This window comes from Agrobacterium burrii (assembly GCF_017313405.1).
GTDB lineage: Bacteria > Pseudomonadota > Alphaproteobacteria > Rhizobiales > Rhizobiaceae > Agrobacterium > Agrobacterium burrii.
Window position 1 is genome coordinate 285,467 of record NZ_JAFLNA010000006.1, and the last position, 24,972, is coordinate 310,438.

Consider the following 24,972-nt stretch of genomic DNA (forward strand, 5'->3'; position numbering starts at 1 on the left):
AGACACTCCTGAATCAGGATACGCGACCGGCCTGCAGGGGCCAGAACCAGATCGTTTCCGAATTATAGTAGCAAGCCGATGCGCATTGCGCGGCCTCCGCACCACCTCGCACGAGGTCGATATGACCGCCGCCGCTGTAGCCCGGAATGTTGTTGAATGCGACGACGCCGTTACGTGCACCGATACCGGTTCGCGCCGTTGCCGGCGTAAAGGGCTCATGCTCGCCGAGATAGCCGGTCCTTCTCAGCAAAGCGGCAAGGCGGCGCATGTTGACCTCGATGCCTTTTCCGGCATAGGCGCCCTTCTGGATGCGGTGCGAGGCGGGTACAATATTGATGCCCGATTTCACGAATGCGATGCTGACGCGGATCGCACAGGTATTATGATAGTTCGGATTGCCGATATAATCTTCCCAGCCGATTTCGGTGAACAGATCACGCTGGCTGATATAGTTGGAATGCGAGGGTTCGCTGCTCGGATAATTGGCATAAAGAGTGTCAAAGTTAACGCGCATGGCTTGTCCCACTAGTTACTTTTCGGCTCACAGGGAAAGGAGGACGCAAGCGCCTCCCGCACGAGAATGGCTGCCTGTTCATCCAGTTTTTCCGCAGGGAGATCGCCGAGATAGGTGTAGATCCGGTCGGTGAGTTCATGAGGCGCCACGGTGCCTGCACCACACCAGTCCGATCCGCCTGTAAGGTCGGCCACACCGGCGATATAGGCGCTGGATTTGGCGACGGAAACCAGCCGCCGCATTTCCGGATCAGACACTTCCGGAGCGAGCTTGCCCTCGATTGCCTGCTTGAGTTCGGCACCGGAGAATATCCATGTCCGTTCCGCCGCCCCGGCCGGTGAGAAACCGGAAAGAGCCAGAACAAACGACATGGGAACAAGAAACGCATATTGGGAGCGCATGAAAAACCCGCTTCGTCCAACGTGGATGAGAAACATCACGACGTGAACTGCAAAACTGCAATGAAAATGGTCCGGTGCCGGCCGATACCGGCACCGGGTCGCGTGGCTATCAAGCGGCCTTGGTCGTCGCCAGATCGTAGGAAGCGATCATCGGAGACTGCGGCGAGTTGTTGTCGTCGAACGGCGTGTACTTCACTTCCATCTTGGTGAAGTTGAGCTTGATGGTCTCAACCGGACGGTCGCCGCTGGAATCCACCGAGTAGCTGGCGATAAGCGTATTCGTCAGCAGGTACTCGATATAGGTATTGCCGGGGTTGCCGGTGGTTACCATGTGGACTGTCGCCAGCTTGCCGGTACGGCCGGCGCAGGCTTCCTGGAAAAGCTTGGTGGAAGAAGAATCGCTAACCTTGGTCAGAATGACTTCCGAAATCGTCGGTTCTGATGCTTCGCGGTTTGCAGCAGAACCAGCAGAAGTGTTCATGTTGCGGGCGACGTTCCAGTGAATGGCTTCGATGTCCATCCACTTGCGGTGCTCTTCGTGCGTAGCGTCGCCCTGGATACCGTCAATCTGCAGATAAATTGGCATGCTGTAAGCTCCTGTAGCTGAAATGACCTCTTGCTTCGAGGCCGAGTTGCCCTTCGTCTAATGCCGCATGCGTCGGGTAGTCCCTTCCGACGCGGCAACTTCATCCATCCCAACCCCTTCGGTCGCGACGAATTCATTCTTTTCCCCAGCCGCTTCGGCACGAATGCCGAACCGATTTTCTTCAAAATCGACAACGACCTTTCCGACCCGTTCTCCCGCAACGACTTTCGCGAGGAAAAAGCTGGAGAGAGGCGGCAGGAGATCCTTGCCGATCATGATTTCGATGGCGCGCGCACCGATGTCGCTTGCGCCGGCGCGCGTCACCAATGCGTCGCGCGCTCCGTCAGACAAGGTCAGGTCAGCGCCGTATGTCGCCAGAACCCGCTCCCTGATCTTGTCAATCTGCATATCCACGATCCTCGCCAGCTGTTCCGCCCCGAGAGGCATGAAGGGCAGAATGATCGTGCGCCCAAGGAAGGCGGGCTTGAATTGTTTCGTCAGTTCCGGCATCAGCAGCGCTTCAAGCGCCTCGCCTTCCGGCATCGTATCGGGATCGGCGGAAAGTGCGGCGAGCAGTTCCGAGCCGGTATTGGCGGTCATGAAGATCGTGGTGTTCTTGAAATCGACGTCGCGGCCTTCGCCATCGCGAAGCACACCCTTGTCGAATACCTGGTAGAAAATATCCTGGACGCCGGGATGGGCCTTGTCGATTTCATCGAGCAGCAGAACCCCGAACGGCCTGCGGCGCACCGCCTCCGTGAGCACGCCGCCTTCGCCGAAACCGACATAGCCGGGCGGCGAGCCAAGAAGCAGCGAAACCTTGTGCTCCTCCTTGAACTCCGACATGTTGATCGTCGTCAGGTGGCTGTTGCCGCCGTAGAGCAGGTCCGCCAGCGATAGCGCCGTCTCGGTCTTGCCCGTCCCGGACATGCCGACAAGGAAAAATACGGCGGGCGGGCGGCGCGGATCGGACAGCCCGGCGCGGGCGGTGCGCATGGCGTCGGCAATCCGGCCGATCACCACATCCTGCCCCACAACCCGCTGCCGCATGCGATCATCCAGCGTGCGTGCGCTTTCGATCTGATCCGCAAGCAGTTTGCCAAGCGGAATCCCGGTCCACCGAGAAACGACGGAGGCAATAGCGTCGCGGTCCACCACCGTCGGCACAAGTCTCTCGACATTTGCCGGCTGAACCTCGCCGACGGGCCGCAGGCGCGATATGTTCGACGCGCCGGTCTCATCCGCCTGCTCCTCGCTGAGCGCGGCAAGTTCGGCCATTTCCGCATCGTAACGGCCACGCAGATCAACGATGCCGGTCTCGAGCCTTTCAAGCTCGTCGCGTATCGACTGAATGCGGCCTTGCATGTCTTCATCCTGCGGTTCACGCAGAAGCCAGTTCAACTCGTCGGACAGAAGGCGTCGTTCGCTTTCCATGGCGCGCAGCCGCTGCGGCAGGGTCTGCCGCGCCAGCGAAACGGCAGCGGCAGCCGTGTCGAGAAGGCTTACCGCCTTGTCCGGCAATTGCCTTGCCGGCATGTAACGCGCGGATAATTGCACCGCCGCCACGATCGCCTCGTCACGAACGGTGACGTTGTGATGGCTGACGAAAGTATCCGCAACACCCCGCAGCATCCGTATTGCGGTCGCCTCGTCTGGCTCGCGCACGTGCACGGGCTGGAAACGACGCGTCAGCGCCGCGTCCTTCTCGAAATATTTCTTGTATTCGCTCCAGGTCGTGGCCGCGACGGTCCGCACCTCGCCTCTTGCGAGGGCGGGCTTGAGAATATTGGCCGCATCGCCGCCTGCACCGACAAGGCCATGCGCCTCATCGATGAACAGGATGACCGGTTCGGCCGAGCGTTTTACCGCATCGATCACGCCGTGAAGACGCCGTTCGAACTCGCCCTTAACGCCGGCACCGGCCTGAAGCAGCGAAATATCAAGGTTCAGCAGGCGGACGTTGCGCAGTTTCTCAGGAACATTTCCCGACACGATCTCAAGCGCCAGCGCCTCCGCAACCGCGGTTTTGCCGACACCCGCCTCGCCCACTAGGATGGGGTTGTTCTGTCTGCGGCGCGTCAGAATATCAACGAGCTGGCGCAGCTCGTCATCGCGGCCGATCACCGGATCGACCTTGCCGTTCCGGGCATCGGCGGTCATGTCCTGGGTATAAAGGCGCAGAAAGTCGTTCTGGCCGGCGGCCGGTCCCGAACTGGCGGGCGTGGCGGAAAAATCCCCGCCCTTTTTGTCGTCAACCGCACTGCGAAGGCGTTCGAGCGCTGCCCGATCCATCGCCTTCAGGGACGGGAATGCCGAACGGACGAAGGAGCGAAGTGAGGTTTCCTCATCCATCGCCAGCAGCAGGTCGCAAAGCGTCACCCGGTCACGTCCGGCCTCCAGCGAAGCCAGAACCCAGGCCTCCCGGCCCGCCGTCAGGATGTTCTGGGAGAGCGACAACGCCTCCCCATCGCCGATAATCGCCTCTTCGAGGCTGCGGCCGATTTCAGCCTGCAACACCGGAAGTGGAATTTTTAATTCCTCGAATGTTTCCGCATAGATACCGGCATCTACAACCGCCAGCAGCCAATGCGGGATATCCACGTACCTGTGCCCCATACGCACCGCAATGGAAGCCGCAGCTTCAAGGGTGACGCGCAGGTCAGGCTCAAGCGCTTCAACGAGGCGATTGATATCGATATGCGACATGCAATGAGCCTCCTGCCCCGGTCCATTCCACAACGTGACGTGGAATAACTATGATGATGAAACCCGGTTGTCCACCCCGAAGTTTATTTTTTGTCAGGTGAGATTAAGCGATAGACGCCACAATTTAGACACATTTAGAATAAGTCTGTCTGAGGAATAGCCTTACGTAAGGGAAGTAACTACAAAAAATCCATTACTATTTTCTGGGGATAGACTGCTCTTGAACGCGCCGCAAGTTAAAAGAGATGTAGAATTGTTTGGAGATTGCGGAGAAAATATCCGCATCGATTCAAGAACGCGTGAAATATACTATAGAATTAAGGATGAAAGAAACCATGCACGCACAGAAGAGCGTGCCGCTTCCCCTCAAGATAACTTGAAGATCTCCAGTAGCTGGGACAGTGTCAGCAATCTGGGATTGCAGATTATATATTCCGAAAGCAAGGATATAGAAATATTGGCATGGCTTGCCGAAGCAAGCCTACGGCTGCGCGGCTTTCATGGACTGCGCGAAATCTATGACCTCTGCCACGATCTTTTTTGCAACCAGTGGGACTCATTGCGGTCGATCAGCGACGACAATGATGAAGAAAAATTTGCACCTTTTGCGGGATTGAACGGCATTGGCAGCGAGGGAACACTTGTTCAACCGCTCCGGCTTGCGCCCCTGATCGCGGGAGGCAAATTCGCGGAACACAGTCTCTGGGATTTCCAGCTGGCGCAGCGGCCGAACGAGAGCAAACGCCGCGAGGAACTGTATCGCGCCGCCTCCGAAGCCGGCGTTGCCGCCATGTCTTCCCATCTGGCGGAAGTGACAGCCTGTCTCGCCGCATTTGACGCCATCACCGCTGTTCTTTCCGAGCGCTGCGGCCAGGCCGCGCCGCCGAGTTCCAACATACGAAATACGCTCATCGAGGCCGCCGCCGCCATTCGAACGCTTGGCGGGCGGGATCAGGAACCGGCACCCGTCGCGCAGGCGACAGCCGCGGTTCCGGGTGCGGACGACGATGGGCAACCGGCGGCAAGAGCGCCCTCGGCCTCCCCGGAAGGCATATCATCGCGGGATGAGGCGTTTGAAACTCTTCTCTCGGTTGCGCGTTACTTTCGCCGTACCGAGCCGCATTCACCGATTTCCCTGTCCATCGAAACGCTGGTTCGCAGGGGACGCATGGATTTCTCGGAGCTGCTGGCCGAGCTTTTGCCGGAAACGCAGGCCCGCAACGCAGTTCTGACGGCCGCCGGCATCAAACCCGGCGGAGAAAACAACGGGAAATAACGGGACGAGACGCCGTCCCGAAACAGTCATCTATGCCAACGGGGCATCAAGGAGGTTGAAATGGCAAGTGTACATGAAAAGCTGGAGCGGGTTCGCAAGCCCCGGGTCCACATCAAATACGAAGTCGAGACCGAAGGCGCGATGGTGGTCAAGGAACTGCCCTTCGTTGTCGGCGTGCTCGGTGATTTCTCCGGCAACCCGACCCAGCCGCTCAAGCCGTTCGGCGAACGCAAATTCGTTCAGATCGACCGCGACAATTTCGACGAGGTGATGCGCCGCATGACGCCAGGCCTCAACATCGCCGTTCCCAATACGCTGCAGAAAGACGGGACGGATATGCAGGTCAACCTGAAATTCGAGAGCATGGACGACTTCGAACCCGGCGCCGTCGTGCAGCAGGTACCGGCCCTGAAGGCGCTTCTGGATGCTCGCAACGAGTTGCGCGACCTGCTTTCCAAGGCCGACCGTTCGGAGGATCTGGAGCGGATGCTCGAGGATATTCTCCAGAACAAGACTGATCTCGCAACGCTGGTTTCCGAACTGAAGGAAAAAAACGGCGCGAGCGAATAATCGCCTGTGCGGAGGAAAACCTCCCCGAACGGCCCCATGGCGGGGCTTCAACTGTTCAAGCGGCATTTCCAAAGCCGCATGTGGAAGGACTGAAACATGAGCGCTGAAAGCCTGCTAAAAAACGAGGCACAGGCAACAACCGCCGAAGAGAACGGATTACTGTCCAAGGTGGTTGCCGCAACCCGCCAGACCGAACCGGACCGCGCGCAAAATCTGCTGCGCACGCTGACCGACCAGGCCCTGAAAGGAACGGTCAAATACGACCGCAACCTCACCGTCACCCTCAACCACGCCATTGCCGAACTGGACCGGACGATCTCCGAACAGCTTGCCGCCATCATGCAGGCCCCGGAATTCGCCAAGCTGGAAGGCACCTGGCGGGGGCTCAACTACCTCGTCAAGAATTCCGAAACGAGCGTTAATCTCAAGATCCGCGTCATGAATGCCGGCAAGCGGGAACTGGCGCGGGATCTGGAAAAAGCCGTGGAATTCGACCAGTCCCGCCTCTTCAAGGCGATTTACGAAGACGAATTCGGCACTCCCGGCGGCGAACCGCTCGGGGCCATCATCGGCGATTACGAATTCGACAATTCCTTCGATAATGTGCAGTTGCTGCAGGGTGTTTCGTCGATTGCGGCAGCAGCCTTCGCGCCGTTCATCTCTGCGGCGAGCCCGCACATGTTCGGCTTTGAAGATTATCGTGATCTTGCCCGGCCGCGCGACCTGGAGAAAATCTTCGATACGGTGGAATATGCCAAGTGGCGCAGCTTCCGCGAAAGCGACGATTCCCGTTTCGTCACGCTCGCCCTGCCGCGTGTTCTGGCGCGCATGCCCTATGGCCCGAAGACCAATCCCATCGACGACTTCGCCTATGATGAGACAAAAGGCGCCGCCAATGGCGACCTGCAGCATGATGAATATTGCTGGATGAACGCCGCCTACGTCATGGGCACGAAGCTGACCGAGGCGTTTGCAAAAAGCGGCTGGTGCACGGCAATCCGCGGTGCGGAAAACGGCGGCCGGGTGGAAAATCTGCCCATGCACGTCTTCTCCAGCGACGATGGCGATCTTGATCTGAAATGCCCGACCGAAGTGGGCATTACCGACCGTCGCGACGCCGAACTCGGCAAGCTCGGTTTCCTGCCGCTCTGCCACTACAAGAACACGGATTACGCCGTATTCTTCGGTGCCCAGACCGCGCACAAGCCGAAGCTTTACGACAAGCCGGAAGCGACGGCAAACGCCGCCGTTTCGGCCCGCCTGCCCTATATCATGGCCACATCGCGCTTCGCGCATTATCTCAAAGTGATGGGCCGCGATAAGATCGGCTCCTTCATGGAGGCGTCGGATTGCGAGGTCTGGCTCAATCGCTGGATCGCCAACTACGTCAACGCCAATGACGAGGCCGGTGAGGAAAGCCGGGCGAAATATCCACTGCGCGACGCCAAGGTAACGGTGCAGGAAGTGCCGGGCAAACCCGGCGCGTACAACGCCGTCGCATGGATGCGACCCTGGTTGCAGATGGAAGAACTGACGACCTCGCTACGCATGGTCGCTCGTATTCCGTCCAAGAACTGAACCCGGACCGGGGTGGTTCGCCACCCCGTCACCCGTTCTTCACCCGGAGCCCATCCATGGCGCATCAGTCCTTTCCAGACGCCCGCATTTTTGCCGACCAGCTTATCGCCCTCATCGATGAGGCGCTGACCGGCCAGGTGAACGCCATTCTCCATCATCCTGATTTTCAGGCGATGGAAGCAAGATGGCGCGGGCTTGCCATGGTCGTGCGCGAAGCGGGCCGGAGCACCGACGTCAAGGTGAAACTGCTGAACGCCAGCTGGCGCGACCTCGCCCGCAACACGGAACGCGCCACCGATTTCGACCAGAGCCATCTGTTCGAGGTTGTTTATAATCGCGAATTCGGCATGCCGGGCGGCGAACCGGTCGGCTTGCTGATCGGCGACTATGCATTTTCGCCCGGTGATGTTCAGGGCGCAGATTCCATCACAACGCTCTCGCAGATCGGCATGGTGGCGGCAGCCGCCTTCTGCCCCTTCGTTGCCGCTGCGGCCCCCTCCTCAGTGGGCCTGCAGGATTTTTCCGAACTCAGCCGGGTTCATGACTTTTCCTCCCTGAAACAGGATAAATCGCGCCTGCGGTGGAATGCGCTTCGTGCGCGCGACGATTCCCGTTTCGTGGGCCTCGTTGCCCCGCGTGTCCTGCTTCGTTCTCCCTACAGTCCCTATGCGCGCGGGCGGGATGACGGGTTTCCCTTCCGTGAGCATGTGGCGGAAAGCGGTGAAACCCTGCTTTGGGGCAACGCCGCCTTCGCCTTCGCCACGGTGGTCGTGCGAAACTTCGTCGATTCCGGCTGGTTCTCGGATCTGCGCGGCGTCACGCAGGATGCGGTTGACGGTGGCATGCTCTCCTCCCGACAACTGCCTCCGCTCGATCTGGGTATCGAAAGCAACGGTCTCTCCGCACAGCCCCCCGTCGAAGTGCAGCTGACGACGGGACAGGAACAGCAGTTTTCGGATCTCGGGATCGTGCCCGTCTCCACCACCTATCTTTCCGGTATGGCGATTTTCAACGCCAACCAGTCGCTCCATGCGCCCGGCCATTATTCCAGCGAGGCCGCGCGGCAGAACGCCCGTCTGGCCGCCATGCTGCAATATGTCCTCTGCGCGTCGCGGTTCTCCCACTACCTCAAGGTCATCATGCGCGACGACATCGGCCAGTTGAGCGATGCCTCCACAATCGAGCGCAAGCTGGAAGGGTGGCTTTCCTCCTACACCCTCGGCAACGACGACGCCGAGGCCGCCCTGCGCGCTCGTTATCCGCTGCGCTCCGCCGGGATCAAGGTCTTCGAGGTTCCCGGCAAGCCCGGAACATTCTCCTGCACCGTGCGTCTTCAGCCGCACTTCCAACTGGACGACGTCTCCACGAGCTTCCATCTCATTGCCGAAGCCATGATGCCGCCTGCCGCCACATCAAGGCCTTCGGCCGAGCCGCAAAGGATATCCGCATGACGCTGCGCGACGACATTTCCCGCCTTCTCGACGATAACAGGCTGCAGGAAGCGATCGGCCTTGCGCGCGAGCACGTAAAGACCAAGCCCACCGACAAGGACGGCCGTCATTTCTACATCGACCTGCTTGTCCTTGCCGGCGAATACGAGAAAGCCGATGCGCAGTGCAATCTCGCCGCGACATTTTCGCCGCAGGACAGTGTCGGCTTTTCCCTTTTTCGCCACCAGCTGCGCGCCATGGCGGCGCGAAACGCCTGGTTCGAAACCGGTGCGGTGCCGGATTTTCCCGGCGGCCCGTCCGAACTCGATCAACTGGCGATCAAGGCGAACCTCGCCGCACGCAGCGGCGATGGTCAAGGCGCCAGAAGCGCCTTGACTGAACTGGATGAAAAACGCGGCGAAATGCCGATCGGCCACGATGGCAAGCGCGCCGCCGATATCCGCGACCTGGACGATCGGATTCCGCATGCGATGGAGGTGCTGACCAATGGCGGCCGCTATCTGTGGATCGATTACGATCGCATCGAGAGCCTGAGGATCGACCCCATGAGTCGCCCGCGCGACCTTGCTTTCCGCGATGCCGAACTGACGCTGCGCGATGGCGCGGTCGCATCCGTACTGCTCCCCGCGATCTATCATGGCGCGCAGGACGATGTCAGCCTCCTCCTCGGCCGGGAAACACGGTGGAGCGAGGAAAGCCAGCCTCTGGCGACCGGGCAAGGCCAACGCTGCCTTCTGATTGGCGACGACGTGGTCCCGTTCCATGAAATCGGCACCCTTTCCGCCATATCCGACGATGAAAGGCGGGCGGCGCGTGGTTGATCCGCTGGAGCAATATCGCACACGGCAGAGAACGCTGTCCCGCTCCATTCTGGACCGGCTGCTGGATGACGCGCCGGATGCGGAAACGGATGCGCTCGTCAGCCTCAAGGATCAGGCGCGTGAAATGCGCGAGGTGATCCGCCGCGATCTCGAGGCATTGCTCAACACCCGCCGCAATCCCGCCGGCCCACCGGCGGCGCTGAAGGAGCTTTCCGACGCGCTGGTCAGCTATGGCGTCGATGGCATTCTTTCCGCCAATCTGGTGACGGATGCTTCCAAAGCCCGGCTTGCGCGTAGTATCGAACGGCGGATTTCCCTGTTCGAAACACGCCTTGCGGACGTGCATGTCACGATCCTGAAGAACCGCACGGATGGCGACCGCGCGCTGCGCATGCGCATTCAGGCGACCTTCCGTCTTCAGGAAGGCATTCCGCCGATCAGCTTTGAATCCCGGATCGATCCGTCCACGCAACGGTTTCTGGTGGAGGCGACGAATGGCTGACGGCTTTCTCGAAAAATACAATGACGAACTTTTCGCGCTGCGAAAACGGGCGTCGCGTTTCGCGGCAGCGTTTCCGAAAATCGCCGGCAGGCTGCGCATGACGGGCGATGTCGCCGACGATCCGCATGTCGAACGGCTGATCCAGAGTTTCGCCTACTCCGCCGCCCGCGTTCGCCAGAAACTGGATGACGAGTTCCCTGAACTGTCGGACAGCCTGCTGGAAACGCTCTACCCCCATTATCTTGCTCCGATCCCATCGATGAGCGTCGTGCAGTTTGCCCAGAGCCCGGCGCTGGCAACCGTGCAGACCCTGCCGCGTCATAGCGAAATCCTCGCCGAACCGGTGGGGGGCGAGAGCTGCCGTTTCCGCACGACGCAGGAGGTGGAGATCGTTCCGCTGCAGATTTCCGCAGCGACCCTGGCCGGACAGCCGATCGACGCGCCATTTTCGCCGTCCTTCGCCGGCGCGGCCAGCTGCCTGCGGCTTTCCCTGCGCAGCACCGCGCCGCGCGGCAGCACATTCCCCGAAATGGGCGTGACGAAACTCCAGCTATTCCTGTCCGCCGCGTGGCAGCAGGCAACTGCGCTTTACGAGCTTTTGACCAATCACTGCGTGGGGATGGCGCTTGCGCGTCACCCGGAAGACAAGGAGGCTGTCTTCCTGCCCGCCGGCAATCTCAGGCCTTCCGGCTACACACGTGATCAGGCCATGCTGCCCTATCCCGCCAATAGTTTCGACGGATACCGGCTGCTCACCGAGTTCTTCGCCTTGCCGCAGAAGTTTCTCTTTCTCGATATTGACGGGCTGCACAGATGGAGCGGCGGCGATTGCGAACTCTACATCTATCTGGATGCGGCGGACACGCGGCTGGAGCGGATGGTCTCCGTCAAGGATTTCGTGCTCAATGCCTCCCCGGTCATCAACCTGTTCAAGCAGAGTTGCGAGCCGCTCAGCCTTGACGGAACGCGCACGGAATATCGCCTTCTGCCGGATGCGAGGCGGCAGCGGACACGGGAGATTTACGCCGTCGAAAATGTCCAGCTGACCAGCCGCTCCGGCCAGACCGAAAAGACCTCCCCCTTTTTCGGACGCACCCAGCGTAACAACGGCTCGAATGTGTTCTGGCAGATCCAGCGCCGTTTCGATGACGATGGCTCTTCCGATACCGACATCGCCTTCGTCGATCAAAAACGCGGGCCTCTGGGACCACTCGATATGGTGGCAAGCATCGATACGCTGTGTCTCAACCGTGAGCTGCCGAGCCAGCTTCCCTTCGGCGGCGGCCACCCGTTCCTGCAGCTTTCGGCGGGCAATGAGGCGGTGGGCTCGGTTCAGGCGCTGATGCCGCCAACCGCCGCCATACGCGTGAACGAACGCTCGGCGCGTGAATGGCGGCTCATCTCGCATCTGCTGCTCAATCACCTTTCCCTCGCCGACAATGGCGGAGCGCCGCTGAAGGATATTCTGTCGCTCTATTCCTTCAGGGACAGTCCCGAAACCCGGCAACTGGTTGAATCGATCAGCAATGTCGAGGCGCAGAATTCCCATGCCCGGATCGGCTCGGTGATGGTGCCGGGAACGGACATAGCCGTGGAGTTCGACCCGGCGCTGATCGCGCGCCCCGTCGCCTTCGTTTTCGCCAATGTCCTCAACCATTTCTTCGGCCTCTACACCTCGATCAACAGTTTCACGCGGCTGACGGCGACAATGCGCGGCCATTCCAAACCCATCGCCCGATGGCCAGCCCGCGCGGCTGACCGGCCGCTGCTCTAGGAGACCGGGATGGGATTGCAAACGCCGGATATGAAAGATCAACAGGCCACGCTTCTCGGCACCGATCCCGGTCGCTTCGAACCGGCCACCGCTTTTCGCGTTGCCCAGCACGTGTCGGATGACGGGCTGACGATTGCGGCGCATGGCGGTGTGCAGCCCACGGCGCTGGCGGTCAGCGGCTTCGGCCGCAAACACGGTGCTGCCGAACTGAAATCCGCATTCGCGCCGATTGTCGGGCCGCTCGGGTCGCTGCCGCCAGCTTACGGCGAATTGCTGCAGCGGGAAGAGCGCAACCGTTCCGGCGCGCTGACGAGCTTCTTCAACCTGTTTGCCGCAAGGTTCAGCGAGCTTTTTGTATCGGCGACGGAAAAATATCGCCTCGCAAGGGCATTGCGCTGGTCAGACCAGCGCAAGCGCAACGGTTTCCGCAAGACCTTGCTGGCCCTCACCGGGTTCCGCACCGCCGGCCTGACGCGGAAGGCCGGCGTGAGCGAAGATGCGCTTCTGCGTTTCAGCGGGTTTCTGGCCAGCCGCAATCGCAATGTCTCTGCCCTGACCTCCGTGCTCTGCGAATTTACCGGGCTTCCCGTCGCCATTGAACAGTTCCGCAGGCGATGGGTACCCCTGCCGCTTCACGAGCAGAGCCAGCTCGGGCAGGCATCCGGGCTTCGGCTGGGGCAGAACACGACGGCGGGAAGCGCCGTGGAGGATATGAGCGGCGGTTTCCGGGTCGTCATCGGGCCGGTTGCCTATGCGGATTATCTGGCGCTGACGCCCGGATCGAAACGGCTGGCAGAGATATTTTCGCTGACGCGGCTGTTTGTCGGAAGCGCGCTCGATTTCGATGTGCAGGTGATCCTGAAAAAGGAAGACATTCCCTTCTGCCGACTGGGCCAGCTCGATGCTCCCGCCCGTCTTGGCTGGAACAGCTGGGCCCGCGTGGCGCCCGCACAAAAAGACAGCACCGACGCCATAGTGACCGAGCGGGAAGGCTCGGCGATTTCCGCGTGAGGCATGGATATGAAGCTGGCGCTCAAGGACACAAAAAACAGCCGGTCCGCAAGATCCACCCCGTGGAGTTTCGAGCGGGGCCGCCGCGTGATTGGCCGGTCACAGGATTGCGACTGGCAGATCGACGATAATCAGAGGCGCGTTTCCAAGCTGCACTGCACCCTCAGCCGCGACGGTGAAGGCTTCACCATTCTTGACCAGAGCGCAAACGGCACGCTGGTTGACGGCCGCCTGCTGCTGGAAGGTGAAAGCGCGCGCCTCAGGGACGGTTCGCAGATCAATATCGGCGGGGAGATTTTTCAGGTCACCATCAGCGGCGATGCCGAGCTGGATTTCAGCGATCCGGACGCATCGTTGCGCATGAGTGACGAGCCCCTGACCATTTCGGCGATCCTTGCGGATATCGCGCCCAACGGCCGCTCGGCGGGCGGTGTGCTGGGCAACACCATATCCCTCGACGACTGGCCCGAAACCCACCGCGACAGCTCCGGCCGGAAAGCCAGATCCATCTCGCGAAATGTCGAGATCGGCTGGAACGCTCCCCCCTCGGCGGGCGGACTAGACTCTGTTCTCCCGGAAGACTGGGACGACGAGCCGGTTGCAAGCAGCGAGCACGAGCACACCGATGCACTGAACACGCCTGTCATGATCGCACGTCCGGCGGTGATGCCGCAGGCAGAGGATTTCGACAGCGTTTTCCCGGATGGAAGCGGAGCCCCGGACACGCGGGAGACATCGCCTGCGGGCGTCTCCACGGCGCAGGCGGAGATCGCCGGCCTTCTGGCCGTATTGGAAAGGGAAAGCACCGATTGTCTCGCCATTCTCGGCATCGAAGGCGATCAGGTTTCCGCAGGGCCGCACGCATCATTGAGCGAGCGTATGGAAAAGCTCGTTCATCAGCAGCGCCGTCTGGCCGCGTCTCTCGAAACGCTCATCCACACCTGCACGCAAAAACTCGAGCCCAGGCTTCTGGAGGCCTCGGTCGATGCGGGCAACGACATTCGCTCGAAAATCGGGCGCAAGGACTGGCAGGCGCTGATCACCAAGACTGATTACTGGTCCGCCTACAAAAAACAATTCGAAGAAAACGGTCGTCAATTGCCGGTCAGGCAGTTTCTGCAACGGGCGGCGCGCGCAAACACCGCGCCGGAGCATGACGTGATTGCGACCGATGCCAAGGGGGTAAACAACAACGATGAGACATGAAAACCGTGTTGCCTGGAGCGAGGGCATGTTTCTGCGCGTTCAACATTTCCAGCAATCCGACCGCTGGACCGAACGCCTGGTGCGCAATACCACCCGCAACCTTTCCCCCTACCCCTGGGGGATTGCCGAGATCGGTCTGGATCGCAGCGCGCTCTCCATCGGGCAATTCGCCCTTTCGAACCTGCGCGGCGTCCTGCCTGACGGTACACCCTTCGAAGCGCCTGAAGATTCCGATCTGCCGCCGCCGCTCGATCTTGATGACAGCGTCAAGAACGCCGTCATCTACCTGGCCCTGCCAGCCCGGCAGCCCGGCAAGGCGGACATGTCCGCAACAGGCCGGAACGACACGAACAACGTGCGCTTCACCGCCTCCACCTATGAAGTCACGGATACCAACATCGAAACGGACTTCGTGGCGCCGATCGATGTTGGCCGTTTGAGCTTGAAATTCCTCAAGACCGGCGACGATCTCTCCGGTTACGATCTCATCGGTCTCGCACGGGTGATCGAGGTCCGGTCCGACCGGGCGGTCATTCTCGATCCGGATTTCATTCCACCCAGCCTCACCTGCGCGGCCGCTCCACGTCTCAACGAATTGATGACCGAGCTTCTTGGGATCGTGCGCCATCGCGCCCAGGCAATCGCGGAGCGCATCGGCGACCCGACGATCAGGGGAACCGCGGAAGTCGGCGATTATTTCCTGCTGCAGATTCTCAACCGGGCCGATCCGCTGCTGGCGCATCGCGGCGCCAACGCCACGCGTTTTCATCCCATCCGCTTTTACGAGGACTGCATCCAGCTTGCCGGTGAGCTTGCCACTTTCACGACGGACAAAAAACGAGCGACGGATTTTCCGCCCTATCGGCATGACGATCTGAAAGCCACCTTCGGCGCGGTTTTCGACGATCTGCGCACCTCGCTTTCAGCGGTTCTGGAGCAGGCGGCGGTGGCCATCGAACTGGTGGAGCGCCGTCACGGCGTCCGCGTCGGCACCATTCACGATCGCACCCTGCTGCGCGATGCCGGTTTCGTGCTCGCCGTGCGCGCGGATATGGCCGCCGAAGACATTCGCCGCAGGCTGCCCGCACAGATCAAGGTCGGGCCGGTCGAGCGGATTTCGGAACTGGTCAACGTGGCGCTGCCGGGCATTCCCGTGCGCTCCCTGCCCGTTCTGCCGCGGCAGCTGCCCTATCGATCCGGCACCATCTATTTCGAAATCGATACGACATCACCGCTTTGGAAACAGCTCGAGACCTCCGGCGCCATCGCCCTGCATCTGGCGGGCGAATTTCCCGGACTTGAGATGGAAATGTGGGCGTTACGCGAATGAGCAATGAAAAGTCTTCCTCCTGGCAGGATTTACCCACGGTGGTCGAAATCACCGAGGAGAGCCGCCGTCGCAACCAGAACGCCCGCAACATGGCGACGATCCTCGAAGATATCATCGAGACCGACGAGCCGGCGGGGCGGGCCAGGGGCATCGCGGCCGCCATGCCGGTTGACGAACTGCTTTCCGGTTTCCGCTTCGGTGGCGACGACGTGCCGACGCTTGTGCAATCCGCAGCCCCCCTTCTCAATCTCGCGCATCTGTTGCGCTTCAGCGATGCCGAACCGGACCCGGATCATCTTCGCCGCGCCTGCCTTGAAGCGATCACCCGCTATGAGCGCGATCTCGCTTCCGCCCGCATCAGCGCCGAACGTGCACGGGCGGCGCATTATGTCGTCTGCGCGACGGTGGATGATGTCGTTCTCAGCAAGCCCTGGGGCGTGCGCGCAGGCTGGGCGCGCTCCGGTCTGGTGTCCACCTTCCACAACGATGTCACCGGCGGCGACCGGGTTTTCGACATTCTCGACCATTTTCACCAGTCGCCCGGCGCCAACAAGGATCTGCTGCTGCTGATCTATCTGTGCCTGTCGCTGGCTTTCGAAGGACGCACCCGCGTTTCTCCGAAAGGCGCATTGGAGCTTTCGCGTATCCGCGACAGTCTCTACAAGACGCTGATCGGCCAATACGGCGCCTTCGAACGGGAGCTTTCACCGCACTGGAAAGGTGTCGAGGCCCGGCATACGCCGTTGCGGACGATGGCCGCACTCTGGACGTTGCTGTCGCTGATGGCGCTTGCCTTCGCGCTTGGCTATCTTTTCTTCACGCTGTCGCTCAACAACGCATCCGATGTCACTTTCGAAAGGCTGGCGCATCTGCCGCCGACGGAAACGCCGAGCGTGCTTATCGCCAGCCCCCCGCCGCCACCGGTGAAAACCGAAGTCCCGAAGGTTGTCGAACCACCGAAAATCGTGGAGCCAAGGCAACCCTCGCGGCTTGAAAAGCTGATGGCCTTCCTTCAGCCGGAAGTCGAGAAGAAGCTGGTCACGCTGGCGGATGTGAACGGGCGGCTACGCGTACGCATCAACAATTCCGGCCTTTTCGCCACCGGCAGCGCCGAGGTCAGCCCGCAATTCCGCGATCTGATCCAGCGTATCGGCGGCGCGCTCGCGGCTGAAAAATTCCGCGCCGTCGTCATTGGCTATACCGACAATGTGCCGATCAAAACCGTGGAATTTCCTTCCAACTGGCATCTTTCCGAAGCGCGGGCGAAAGCAGTCGGAACCATTCTCTCGCAATTTGCCGGCCCTGAAGCAATCCTGACCGAAGGGCGCGCCGACAGCGATCCCATTGCCGACAACAAGACGCAGGAAGGCCGCGAGACGAACCGCAGAACCGAGATCATGGTCCTGACCAACCCCGATGAAAAATTGAGCGACGCCGGCATTCTCTCGCCGACCATTGAGAACAGTTCGGGACAGCAGCCGGGAGAGGCCAGCCCATGAATCCGCTGAGTTATTTTTATACGATCCGTTCCTATGTCGAGAGCTATGCCGCCCTTGTCGGACGTCGCTTCCTGTCGCTGTTATGGGTGATCGCGCTTTGCGTCGTCATCTGGTTCTACGGCTATCTGGTCGCACTGGGCGATTTCAAGCCGCTGGGAACGACGCAATCGCGGCTTATCGCCATCGGCATCATTCTGGCGATCTGGCTTGTTTATATCGTCGTCACGATTTATCGCGGCCGCAAGCAGGACAAGGAACTCGTCGACAGCATCGAGCGGGAGGCTCTCGCCAACCGTCAGGCCGAAATAGGTGAAATCCAGACGCGTCTGAAGGAAGCGCTGGCGTTGTTGCGGCGGGTCACGAAAAAGCGGTTCGGTTATATATACGACCTGCCGTGGTACGTGATCTTCGGTGCACCGGGCTCCGGCAAGACCACGGCGCTGACCAATTCCGGCCTGCAATTTCCGCTTGGCGATGCGCTTGGCGAAAACGCGGTGAAAGGCATCGGCGGCACGCGCAACTGCAACTGGTGGTTCGCCGACGAGGCGATATTGATCGATACCGCCGGCCGCTATACCACCCAGGATGATCTCGACGGCTCCTCGAAAGCCGGCTGGGAGGGTTTCCTTGGCCTTCTGAGACGATATCGCCGTTCGCAACCGATCAACGGCGCGCTGGTGACCCTGTCCATCCCCGATCTCCTGACCCGCGATCCCGAGGAACAGCGGCAGGAACTGCGCTCCATCCGCCAGCGGCTTTCGGAACTGGATGAATATTTGCACGCGCGCGTGCCGGTCTATATCGTGTTGACAAAGGCCGACCTGCTGCACGGTTTCGTGGAATTCTTCGACAGCTTCAACAAGACCGATCGCCAGCAGGTGTGGGGCACGACCTTCAAGCTGGATGAGAGCTATGCCGCCAAGGACCTGCCGCAACGGCTGACGGAGGAATTCGAACTGCTGCAACAGCGCGTCGACGCGATGTTGATCGAGCGCCTGCAGCAGGAACAGAATGCGGAGATACGCGGTCGCATCTTCCGTTTTCCGGCAGAACTCGCACGGCTGAAAGACCGGTTGCATGAGGCCTTGAGCGAGCTTTGCGCAAGCTCGCCTCTCATCGAAGCGCCGCTTTTGCGCGGCGTCTATCTCGCTTCGGGAACCCAGCCGGAAACGGATAGGCCCGTCAGTGCGCCGAAGGCCCGCCGAAGCTACTTCCTGTCGCGGCTCTTCCAGGATGTCATCTTCCCCGAGGCCGCGCTGGTGACCCGTGACAAACGCCTTTCAGGGCGGCAACTGCTTGTCCGGCGCATTGCCTATGCGGCCTGCACCGTGGCGGTCGCCGTCGTCTTCACCGGCTGGATATTCACCTATTTCGCCAATACGCAGGCGCTGGCGGAGGCCGATCGCAAACTCGGCGCTTATGAACAGCTGGTTCAGGGCATTCCCGTGCGTGATGTCTCGGACGCCGACTTCCTGCGCATCCTTCCGGCACTCGACAATCTGCGCGGCGTCAATTCCGGCTTTGCCCGGGAAAGAGTGTGGAATGTCAGCTTCGGTCTCGATCAGGAAGACAAGATTGCCGGGCGGCAGCGCGATGCCTATCAACGTGCGCTCAATGCCCTTCTCCTGCCGCGCATGATCGTGCAGCTGCAAAAACAGCTCAAAGACGAAAAGGATGTCACCCGCACGTTCAACTCGCTGAAACTCTATGGAATGCTCGGCGGAATGGGTGCACTGGACCGGGATTTCCTGACCACGCAGACGCATCAGATGTTTGCATCGCTTTATCCCGGTGATGGCAGGGCGGCGGCCAGAGAAGCTCTCGACCAGCACGCAAGGGCGCTGGCGGACGGCGTTCTCGCCCCGATCGAACTTGACGCGCGGCTTATCGCCACCGCACGCGACACGATCCGCGATCAGGCGATCGGCACGCGCGCCTATGATATTCTCGCCGGCCTTCCGCAGGCGCAGGAATTGATGGAATGGACACCGGCGACGGCCTTCGGCCCGCTCGGAGAACGCGCCTTCGAACGCCGCAGCAAAGCGCCGATGGCGGATGGCATCGAAGGCCTCTTCACCGCGCAAGGGTATCGCAACGTCGTCATTCCGCAGGTCGCCAATGCGGCGCGTATCGCGCTTTCCGAAGGGTGGGTGCGCGGTTCCGACGATCCAATCCGCGGCGCAACGGTCGAACAGGTGGCGCAGGCCGCGCTGCAAATCTATTTCGACCGGTTCGAGAAAAAATGGACCGACACCCTCACCGATCTCAGGGTCAAACCGTCCCAAACGCTGGGCGACGCGGTGGAAACAACCCGAACTCTTGCCAATGAGCGAAACATTCTGGCGGAGGCTGCGAAATCGATCGCGGATGCGACCGATCTTCGTCCCGATGTCGGGGCCAACCCTGCGACCCTCGCTTCCGCCGCCGAAGGCGACACGACCGCAGCCGTCCTTGCTGCCACCGTCAATGCCGCAGACCCCTATGCGAGATTGCGGGATATGCTGGCAGCCAAAAGCGGCACACCCCCGGCAGGCGGAGAAACCAGTGCGGGCAAGGGCGCGGCCTCTCCATCAGAGCAGCTGCTTGCGAATTTCAAGATGCTGAACGAGCAGCTCGCCCGCTCGGCAACCACCTCCGACGAGGTCGCCAGGGTGTTCGATGTCGACAGTCAGCTGACCAAGGCCAATCAGGATCTGTTGCAGCAGGCCCGCGATTTGCCGGCACCGCTTGATGTGTGGGTGGCGGGCGTGGCCGCGGATGTCGGCTCGCTTGCGGTGAAATCCGCCCGCGGCCGCATCGCCGAACTCTGGGCGGCCGATTCAGCGTCCCTGTGCTCTTCGATCGTGACCGGCCGTTATCCGTTCGACAGGTCGTCTTCCCGCGATGTCGCGATCGCGGATTTCACACGCCTATTCGGCCCGACCGGGGTTTTCCAGACCTTCTTCAAGCAGCGCATGGAGCCTTTCGTCGACAAGACGACGACCCCCTGGAGCTGGAAAGGCACCTTTGGCGCCGCCGGCATTCCCAGCAGCGCCATCGCCCAGTTCGAAAATGCCGACAGGATTTCTCGCGCCTTTTTTCCGAATGGCAGCGAGACGCCGGCGGTCGCGATCAATGTCAAACCCGTTTCGCTCTCCAATGCCTCAACTGCTGTGATGCTGGAGATCGAGGGGGAACGGGTCGTCTATTATCACGGGCCGATACAGGCGAAGTCGATCACCTGGCCATCCCGGGAGAACACGGCCAGCCTGTCCCGCATCGCTTTCCAGCCGGGCGGCTGGCAGCAGGCGAAAACCGAAAACGGCGACTGGTCGCCATTCCGCCTGTTCGACGGTGCGAATATCGAAAGCCAGTCCGGTGATCTTTTGCGGGTACGGTTTGAGAATGGCGGCCAGAGGGCCGAATTCGATATTCAGTTCGGGTCGGTTCTCAATCCATTCAGGCTGGAGGCGATGTCCAGCTTCGCCTGCCCTCAGCAATTTTGACGGCAGGCGGGATATGGATTTGCAACGGAGGGGATTCATGATTGTAGCGATAATGGCAAACTCAGCGGTCATTCCCGTCTGATGGCCAATCAAGCATCGAGACCCGCGGAAACCGCTGCGGAAAGCGATCGCATCGGTTTTTTCGGCAAGGTTCCCAGCCATGGCGATTTCATCTCCGACGGTCTTGAACGGGAATTGATCGGCACCTTTGACGACTGGATGCGGTCCGGCCTGCATGCCTGCGCTGAAATGTTCTCCGGCCGCTGGCCAACAATATTCTCGTCATCGCCGCCCATTCGCTTCATCATCGAGAGGGGCATATGGGGAAACTGCGCCTATGCGGGTGTCCTGGTGCCCAGTACGGACCGGGTGGGGCGCAAATATCCCCTCGCCATCATCGCCCAGCTCAACGGCTTCAGACGACATCCAAGAACGCTTTATCTGGACGATACCTGGTTCATGGCTGCCGAAGCGCTGGCCGAGACATCCATGGCGGGTGATTTCGATATGTCCCGCTTCAACGCCGCGGTCAAGAAACTCCGCTTGCCAAAACCACGGGAAGAAGACGACGCCCCGGAGACGATGCGCGGCCGCGCGCCGACGAGCCTCTGGTGGCATATCGAACCTCTCAGCCGGCGCGCGCGCGGTTTGAAATTCGACGGCAAGCCGCAGGCGGCCGATTTCGTGCGCCTGTTCAGCGAGATAGGAGCAAAGGGCGAGGAAGACGGGGTGAGCGCCACGCGCGCACAAGCGCCGTCGCGCGATGGCGCGTCCCCCCAAAAGCCTGCGGTAACGCGGCCTGCACCATCAGCCGAACACCCGTCATCGGTCACCTACAGCTATGCAACCCATCCCGGAACACGACTTTCCCTCAATGCGGATTCGCTGTTCGTTTCACGAAACCCCGACCTCTTCGCCATAGCCGACGGACAGGGCGATACCCATGGCGCGGTGGAGGCCGCACGTCTGGCCACCAGCATTCTGGCGGAGATACAGGCGGCCCCAAACCCGGAGATGATGACACAGCAGATCAGGGGAAAGCTCGGCACCGTCAACAGCCTTCTCCTCTCGCGGCAGATTGCAGGGGCCGACGGCAGGCCCATGGCCAGCCTCGTCATCGCCCACATCATCGGCGACGGGCTGAGCATCGTGTGGTCCGGTGACGCGCGCGCCTACCTCCTGAAAAACGGGACAATGCATCAACTTTCCCGCGATCACGTCATCGTCGGCATGAAAAAACAGCTGTCCCAATGTGTCGGGCTTTCCCAGCAGTTCCGGCCGGATATCGTCCATGAGGACTGGAGCCCGCGCGACAGGCTGCTTCTGTGCAGTTACCCGCTGGTACAAATCCTGAAAGAGCGCACGATCGCCGAAATCGTCAGCGACACTCCGGTCAAGGACTGCGCCAACGCCCTCATTCAAGAGGCGCTCATCGAAGACGCGCGCGAGAATATCAGCGCCATCGTGATTGGAAACGGGCGTGAAGAAGGGTGAACGGGAAGGCCGAAATCCGGTCCATCCGCAGGTGGGCGAGCGATTTTCGCACCTTTGGCAAAGCATTCGCTATGACGGCACGCGCGAGAGACCCGATGACGAACAGAGAGACCTGATCGATCAGCTCAGAAATGCACTGGATCGGAAGGTCTCGCAGCTTTCCGCAGCAAAACCCGACTGGATCGCCGACAGCTTCGCCGTCGAGCGGATTGCCTATGAGAGTGAGACCACGCTGCTGCTGCAATTGCGGCACCGGGATCTCGGCTCCCTCCATGCCCTGAAAACGGTGCCGCCGGCATTGCGAGACGACGCGGCGCTGCTGCAAAGACTGCGGGAGGAGGCCGGGATCGGATTGGCCCTGCGCCACCCGTGTCTGGTGGAAACTTCCGTGCTGCTGCGACTGCCGGACGGGCGCCCCGGCCTTCTGCAACCCTGGTTCCCGCACTCACTGGCGTCGCGAGCATCCGCCCTGCCGGTCACCGGGCAGAATGTAGTGGTGATCCTTCGTCGCACGCTGGAGGGGCTGAACGCCATGCATACGCAAGGATACGTTCATTGCGATGTGACGCCTGCCAATATTCTTATGCGGGGTGATGATTTCGAAACCGGCAGGCTCGGTGATTTCGGCATTGCGCTGGAGATTGGCCGACGGCATGGGGAACGGGGCATGGCATTCGCCGGCTCCACGGGGTTTGCAGCACCGGAGCAGATGCGGGGTGCTGCCGCAAACCCCAATCAGGATATATTTTCGGTCGGGCGGCTTGCCTCACGCCTCATGGCGACAACGGGAGCGCAGACGACGGAAAGGCTGGCGCATTTCGCCGATGCCTGTTGCCATGACGATCCCGCCTTGCGTCCGCAATCGGCAATGGATGCGCTACAGCTCTTGTAGCGCCGCCTGTCAGTTGCCGCTGCCGGGCAGCGGCGCGGCCGCCGTCGACGCGCTCTTCTGGAACACGGTCAAGAGCTTTGCCGAATCCACCAGCGGGGCGTTGCTGGCATAAAGCACATCGCCCTTCTGCATCTGGAACAGTTGCATGAGCGCAATGCTCGACGCATCGCGCATATTGACGTGGTAGATCACCGGCCGCATCGTCGTGGCGGTCGCGACCGGGCCTTTTGCACCCGACGCGGATGTGGACGGAACCTGAATGATCTCGTTGCGGAAGACGTAGACATTGCGCGCATCGGCGCGGTCATCCAGCAGCCCGCCGGCGCGACCGACAGCCTGCGCCAAGGTCAGTTTTCCAGCTTCGAACTGGAATTCACCGGCGCTCTTGAAAGCGCCGAGCGCGGTATAACTTGCGGCATCGCCATCGATCATGATCTGATCATCCGGCGAAAGACGGATATTCTGGCGGTCTTCCCGCATGACGCGATCAAGCGATGCGCTGGCCCTCTGCGAACCACGAACCACGGTCACCGTTGCCGCGCCCGGAGCGACAGTCGGGCCGCCGGCCTGATTGAGCGCATCGAGCACGCGCTCCTGACGGGCGGTGAGCGTGATCTTTCCGGGGCTCTTCACCGCACCGCTGAGCATCACGGCGCTCGTCGGCTTATCGACGACGGTGACGACAGCCTGCGGGTTCACGGCCGAACCCTTGAGTCCTGCGACGACCTGAGACTGCAGCCCCTCGGGCGTGGAATCCACCACCCTCTGTTTGCCGACAAAAGGAATATTGACCGATCCACTCTGGTCCACCGTAAAGCGGCCAAGGTTGAGGGTCTTGCTCTGCGTTGGCGAGAAAAGCCCGTCCTCACCCGTATCCAGCACGGTGATGTCGACCACATCCCCGCGTCGCAATCTCTGGGCATTATAGCCGGTGTTGCGAAGCGCGGTGAGCCCCGGGCCGGAAGCGCCTTGCAGGCTGGTCGCGGATACGGTCGCCGCCGGCGCATTCGCCAGTTCGATGACGGGTATTTTTTCGTTGGTTCGAGGGAAAGTCGCCGACCGGATATTGCCCGCGGTCGGCCCGTCAGATGGTTTTGCACATGCGCTCAGCAGAGCCACCAGCAGAACCGCCCCCAACTTCTTCATACCTCATCCCCTCGATGATTCAACTTAACGCAGAGATAGCATCAAGCTGCGTCATCGCAACAACTTTGGCGGTTGTAAATCTGTGAAAACTTACCCTCCAATCCACGGTGTGACCATTCGGCAACCTTTCCGTAATCTAGCCAGCGGCGGCTCAAGTCGCGAGGAGACGGATTGATCGCCACCCTCTGGAATTGATTCTTTTGGGTAAAGACCGACAAAACAGCAATGATAGCGAATACGAAGCCAGCGCGCTTGGTCCAACGCCGAAGGTTCGTTCAACGGCTCTGCTGCAAATATTGCAGCAAGAACTGATTGCCGGGGGCCTGTTTTTCCAGCCCTTTTTTCGAAACCGCCATCCCCCTCACCCAACGTTACTGACGTAGGTTTGCATTTAATCGTGAGATTCCGCCCCAACACTTTCAACAAGTTAGCCCGGCACTAATTCGTTGATGAAATCTGCGGTGCTTCAGGATGGATGCTCAGTTCCCAGACGAGATTGACGAAACTCTTTGGGACGAGGCGTGTCGACGCGCCGAGGCAATCCGAGAGTTTCTGAAGCGCCGGTCTGGCGATGTAACTTCCGGGGATATGGGAGCCAGAATTCGACGCCGACGCAGCGTTCGCGTGAAGACGAACTTATACGCCCTGCCCTCTCGGCAGGTGTGGCCATTGTTCAGCATGCCGGGTCTGCCAAACGACACCAGTCCTTGTCGTCGAACGAGAGGAAGAA

The 24,972-nt window shown here is 60.7% G+C and carries 19 protein-coding genes; 14 read left to right on the forward strand and 5 right to left on the reverse strand.

Annotated elements, in window-relative coordinates; all coding sequences use genetic code 11:
• Positions 1–13: 13 nt before the first annotated feature.
• The 4 genes from JZX89_RS13925 to tssH form a co-directional block, all read right to left on the reverse strand.
• On the reverse strand, positions 14–514 hold the full coding sequence (locus JZX89_RS13925) for a type VI secretion system amidase effector protein Tae4 (protein WP_149900666.1): 501 nt from the start codon (positions 512–514) through the stop codon (positions 14–16).
• An 11-nt stretch (positions 515–525) separates the two neighbouring features.
• Complete coding sequence (locus JZX89_RS13930) at positions 526–915, reverse strand: Rap1a/Tai family immunity protein (protein WP_149900665.1); 390 nt, start codon at positions 913–915, stop codon at positions 526–528.
• Between the two features lie 109 nt (positions 916–1,024).
• A complete protein-coding gene (locus JZX89_RS13935) occupies positions 1,025–1,501 on the reverse strand; it encodes an Hcp family type VI secretion system effector (RefSeq protein WP_046801021.1) in 477 nt (158 codons plus the stop codon).
• Between the two features lie 57 nt (positions 1,502–1,558).
• The gene (gene tssH / locus JZX89_RS13940) at positions 1,559–4,207 is read right to left on the reverse strand and encodes a type VI secretion system ATPase TssH (protein WP_207134387.1); all 2,649 of its coding nucleotides are present in this window, start codon (positions 4,205–4,207) and stop codon (positions 1,559–1,561) included.
• Positions 4,208–4,427: 220 nt separating this feature from the next.
• Between tssH and tssA the strand changes: the two genes are divergently transcribed.
• From tssA to JZX89_RS14010, 14 genes are all read left to right on the forward strand, one after another.
• Positions 4,428–5,483 (forward strand): type VI secretion system protein TssA, encoded by a 1,056-nt coding sequence (gene tssA / locus JZX89_RS13945; protein WP_207134388.1) that lies wholly within the window; start codon positions 4,428–4,430, stop codon positions 5,481–5,483.
• Between the two features lie 60 nt (positions 5,484–5,543).
• Positions 5,544–6,053, forward strand: coding sequence for a type VI secretion system contractile sheath small subunit (gene tssB, locus JZX89_RS13950; protein ID WP_149900662.1), 510 nt, complete (start codon positions 5,544–5,546; stop codon positions 6,051–6,053).
• 96 nt (positions 6,054–6,149) lie between these two features.
• Positions 6,150–7,631, forward strand: a complete 1,482-nt coding sequence (gene tssC, locus JZX89_RS13955; RefSeq protein WP_149900661.1) for a type VI secretion system contractile sheath large subunit — start codon at positions 6,150–6,152, stop codon at positions 7,629–7,631.
• A 56-nt stretch (positions 7,632–7,687) separates the two neighbouring features.
• Positions 7,688–9,082 (forward strand): type VI secretion system contractile sheath large subunit, encoded by a 1,395-nt coding sequence (gene tssC / locus JZX89_RS13960; protein WP_207134389.1) that lies wholly within the window; start codon positions 7,688–7,690, stop codon positions 9,080–9,082.
• Entirely contained in the window at positions 9,079–9,903 is an 825-nt protein-coding gene (locus tag JZX89_RS13965) for a type VI secretion system accessory protein TagJ (protein WP_207134390.1), read from the forward strand. Before tssC (JZX89_RS13960) ends, JZX89_RS13965 begins: the two co-directional genes overlap by 4 nt.
• Positions 9,896–10,405, forward strand: coding sequence for a type VI secretion system baseplate subunit TssE (gene tssE / locus JZX89_RS13970; protein ID WP_207134391.1), 510 nt, complete (start codon positions 9,896–9,898; stop codon positions 10,403–10,405). The genes JZX89_RS13965 and tssE overlap by 8 nt, the downstream gene beginning before the upstream one ends.
• Positions 10,398–12,179 (forward strand): type VI secretion system baseplate subunit TssF, encoded by a 1,782-nt coding sequence (gene tssF, locus JZX89_RS13975; protein ID WP_207134392.1) that lies wholly within the window; start codon positions 10,398–10,400, stop codon positions 12,177–12,179. Before tssE ends, tssF begins: the two co-directional genes overlap by 8 nt.
• A gap of 9 nt (positions 12,180–12,188) precedes the next feature.
• Positions 12,189–13,190 (forward strand): type VI secretion system baseplate subunit TssG, encoded by a 1,002-nt coding sequence (tssG, locus tag JZX89_RS13980; RefSeq protein ID WP_207134393.1) that lies wholly within the window; start codon positions 12,189–12,191, stop codon positions 13,188–13,190.
• A 3-nt stretch (positions 13,191–13,193) separates the two neighbouring features.
• Positions 13,194–14,396, forward strand: coding sequence for a type VI secretion system-associated FHA domain protein (locus tag JZX89_RS13985; protein WP_207134394.1), 1,203 nt, complete (start codon positions 13,194–13,196; stop codon positions 14,394–14,396).
• Complete coding sequence (gene tssK / locus JZX89_RS13990) at positions 14,386–15,726, forward strand: type VI secretion system baseplate subunit TssK (RefSeq protein ID WP_149900654.1); 1,341 nt, start codon at positions 14,386–14,388, stop codon at positions 15,724–15,726. Before JZX89_RS13985 ends, tssK begins: the two co-directional genes overlap by 11 nt.
• Positions 15,723–17,225 carry a type VI secretion system protein TssL, long form gene (gene tssL, locus JZX89_RS13995; protein WP_207134395.1) on the forward strand — a complete coding sequence of 501 codons (1,503 nt, stop codon included), beginning with the start codon at positions 15,723–15,725 and terminating at the stop codon, positions 17,223–17,225. The genes tssK and tssL overlap by 4 nt, the downstream gene beginning before the upstream one ends.
• On the forward strand, positions 17,222–20,710 hold the full coding sequence (gene tssM, locus JZX89_RS14000) for a type VI secretion system membrane subunit TssM (protein ID WP_207134396.1): 3,489 nt from the start codon (positions 17,222–17,224) through the stop codon (positions 20,708–20,710). The genes tssL and tssM overlap by 4 nt, the downstream gene beginning before the upstream one ends.
• 81 nt (positions 20,711–20,791) lie before the next feature.
• Positions 20,792–22,204, forward strand: a complete 1,413-nt coding sequence (tagF, locus tag JZX89_RS14005) for a type VI secretion system-associated protein TagF (protein WP_207134397.1) — start codon at positions 20,792–20,794, stop codon at positions 22,202–22,204.
• Positions 22,191–23,096 (forward strand): protein kinase domain-containing protein, encoded by a 906-nt coding sequence (locus JZX89_RS14010; protein ID WP_207134398.1) that lies wholly within the window; start codon positions 22,191–22,193, stop codon positions 23,094–23,096. Before tagF ends, JZX89_RS14010 begins: the two co-directional genes overlap by 14 nt.
• A gap of 9 nt (positions 23,097–23,105) precedes the next feature.
• Here the strand turns inward: JZX89_RS14010 and JZX89_RS14015 are convergent, their stop codons facing one another.
• Positions 23,106–24,242 (reverse strand): polysaccharide biosynthesis/export family protein, encoded by a 1,137-nt coding sequence (locus JZX89_RS14015; protein ID WP_174374399.1) that lies wholly within the window; start codon positions 24,240–24,242, stop codon positions 23,106–23,108.
• Positions 24,243–24,972 lie beyond the last annotated feature (730 nt).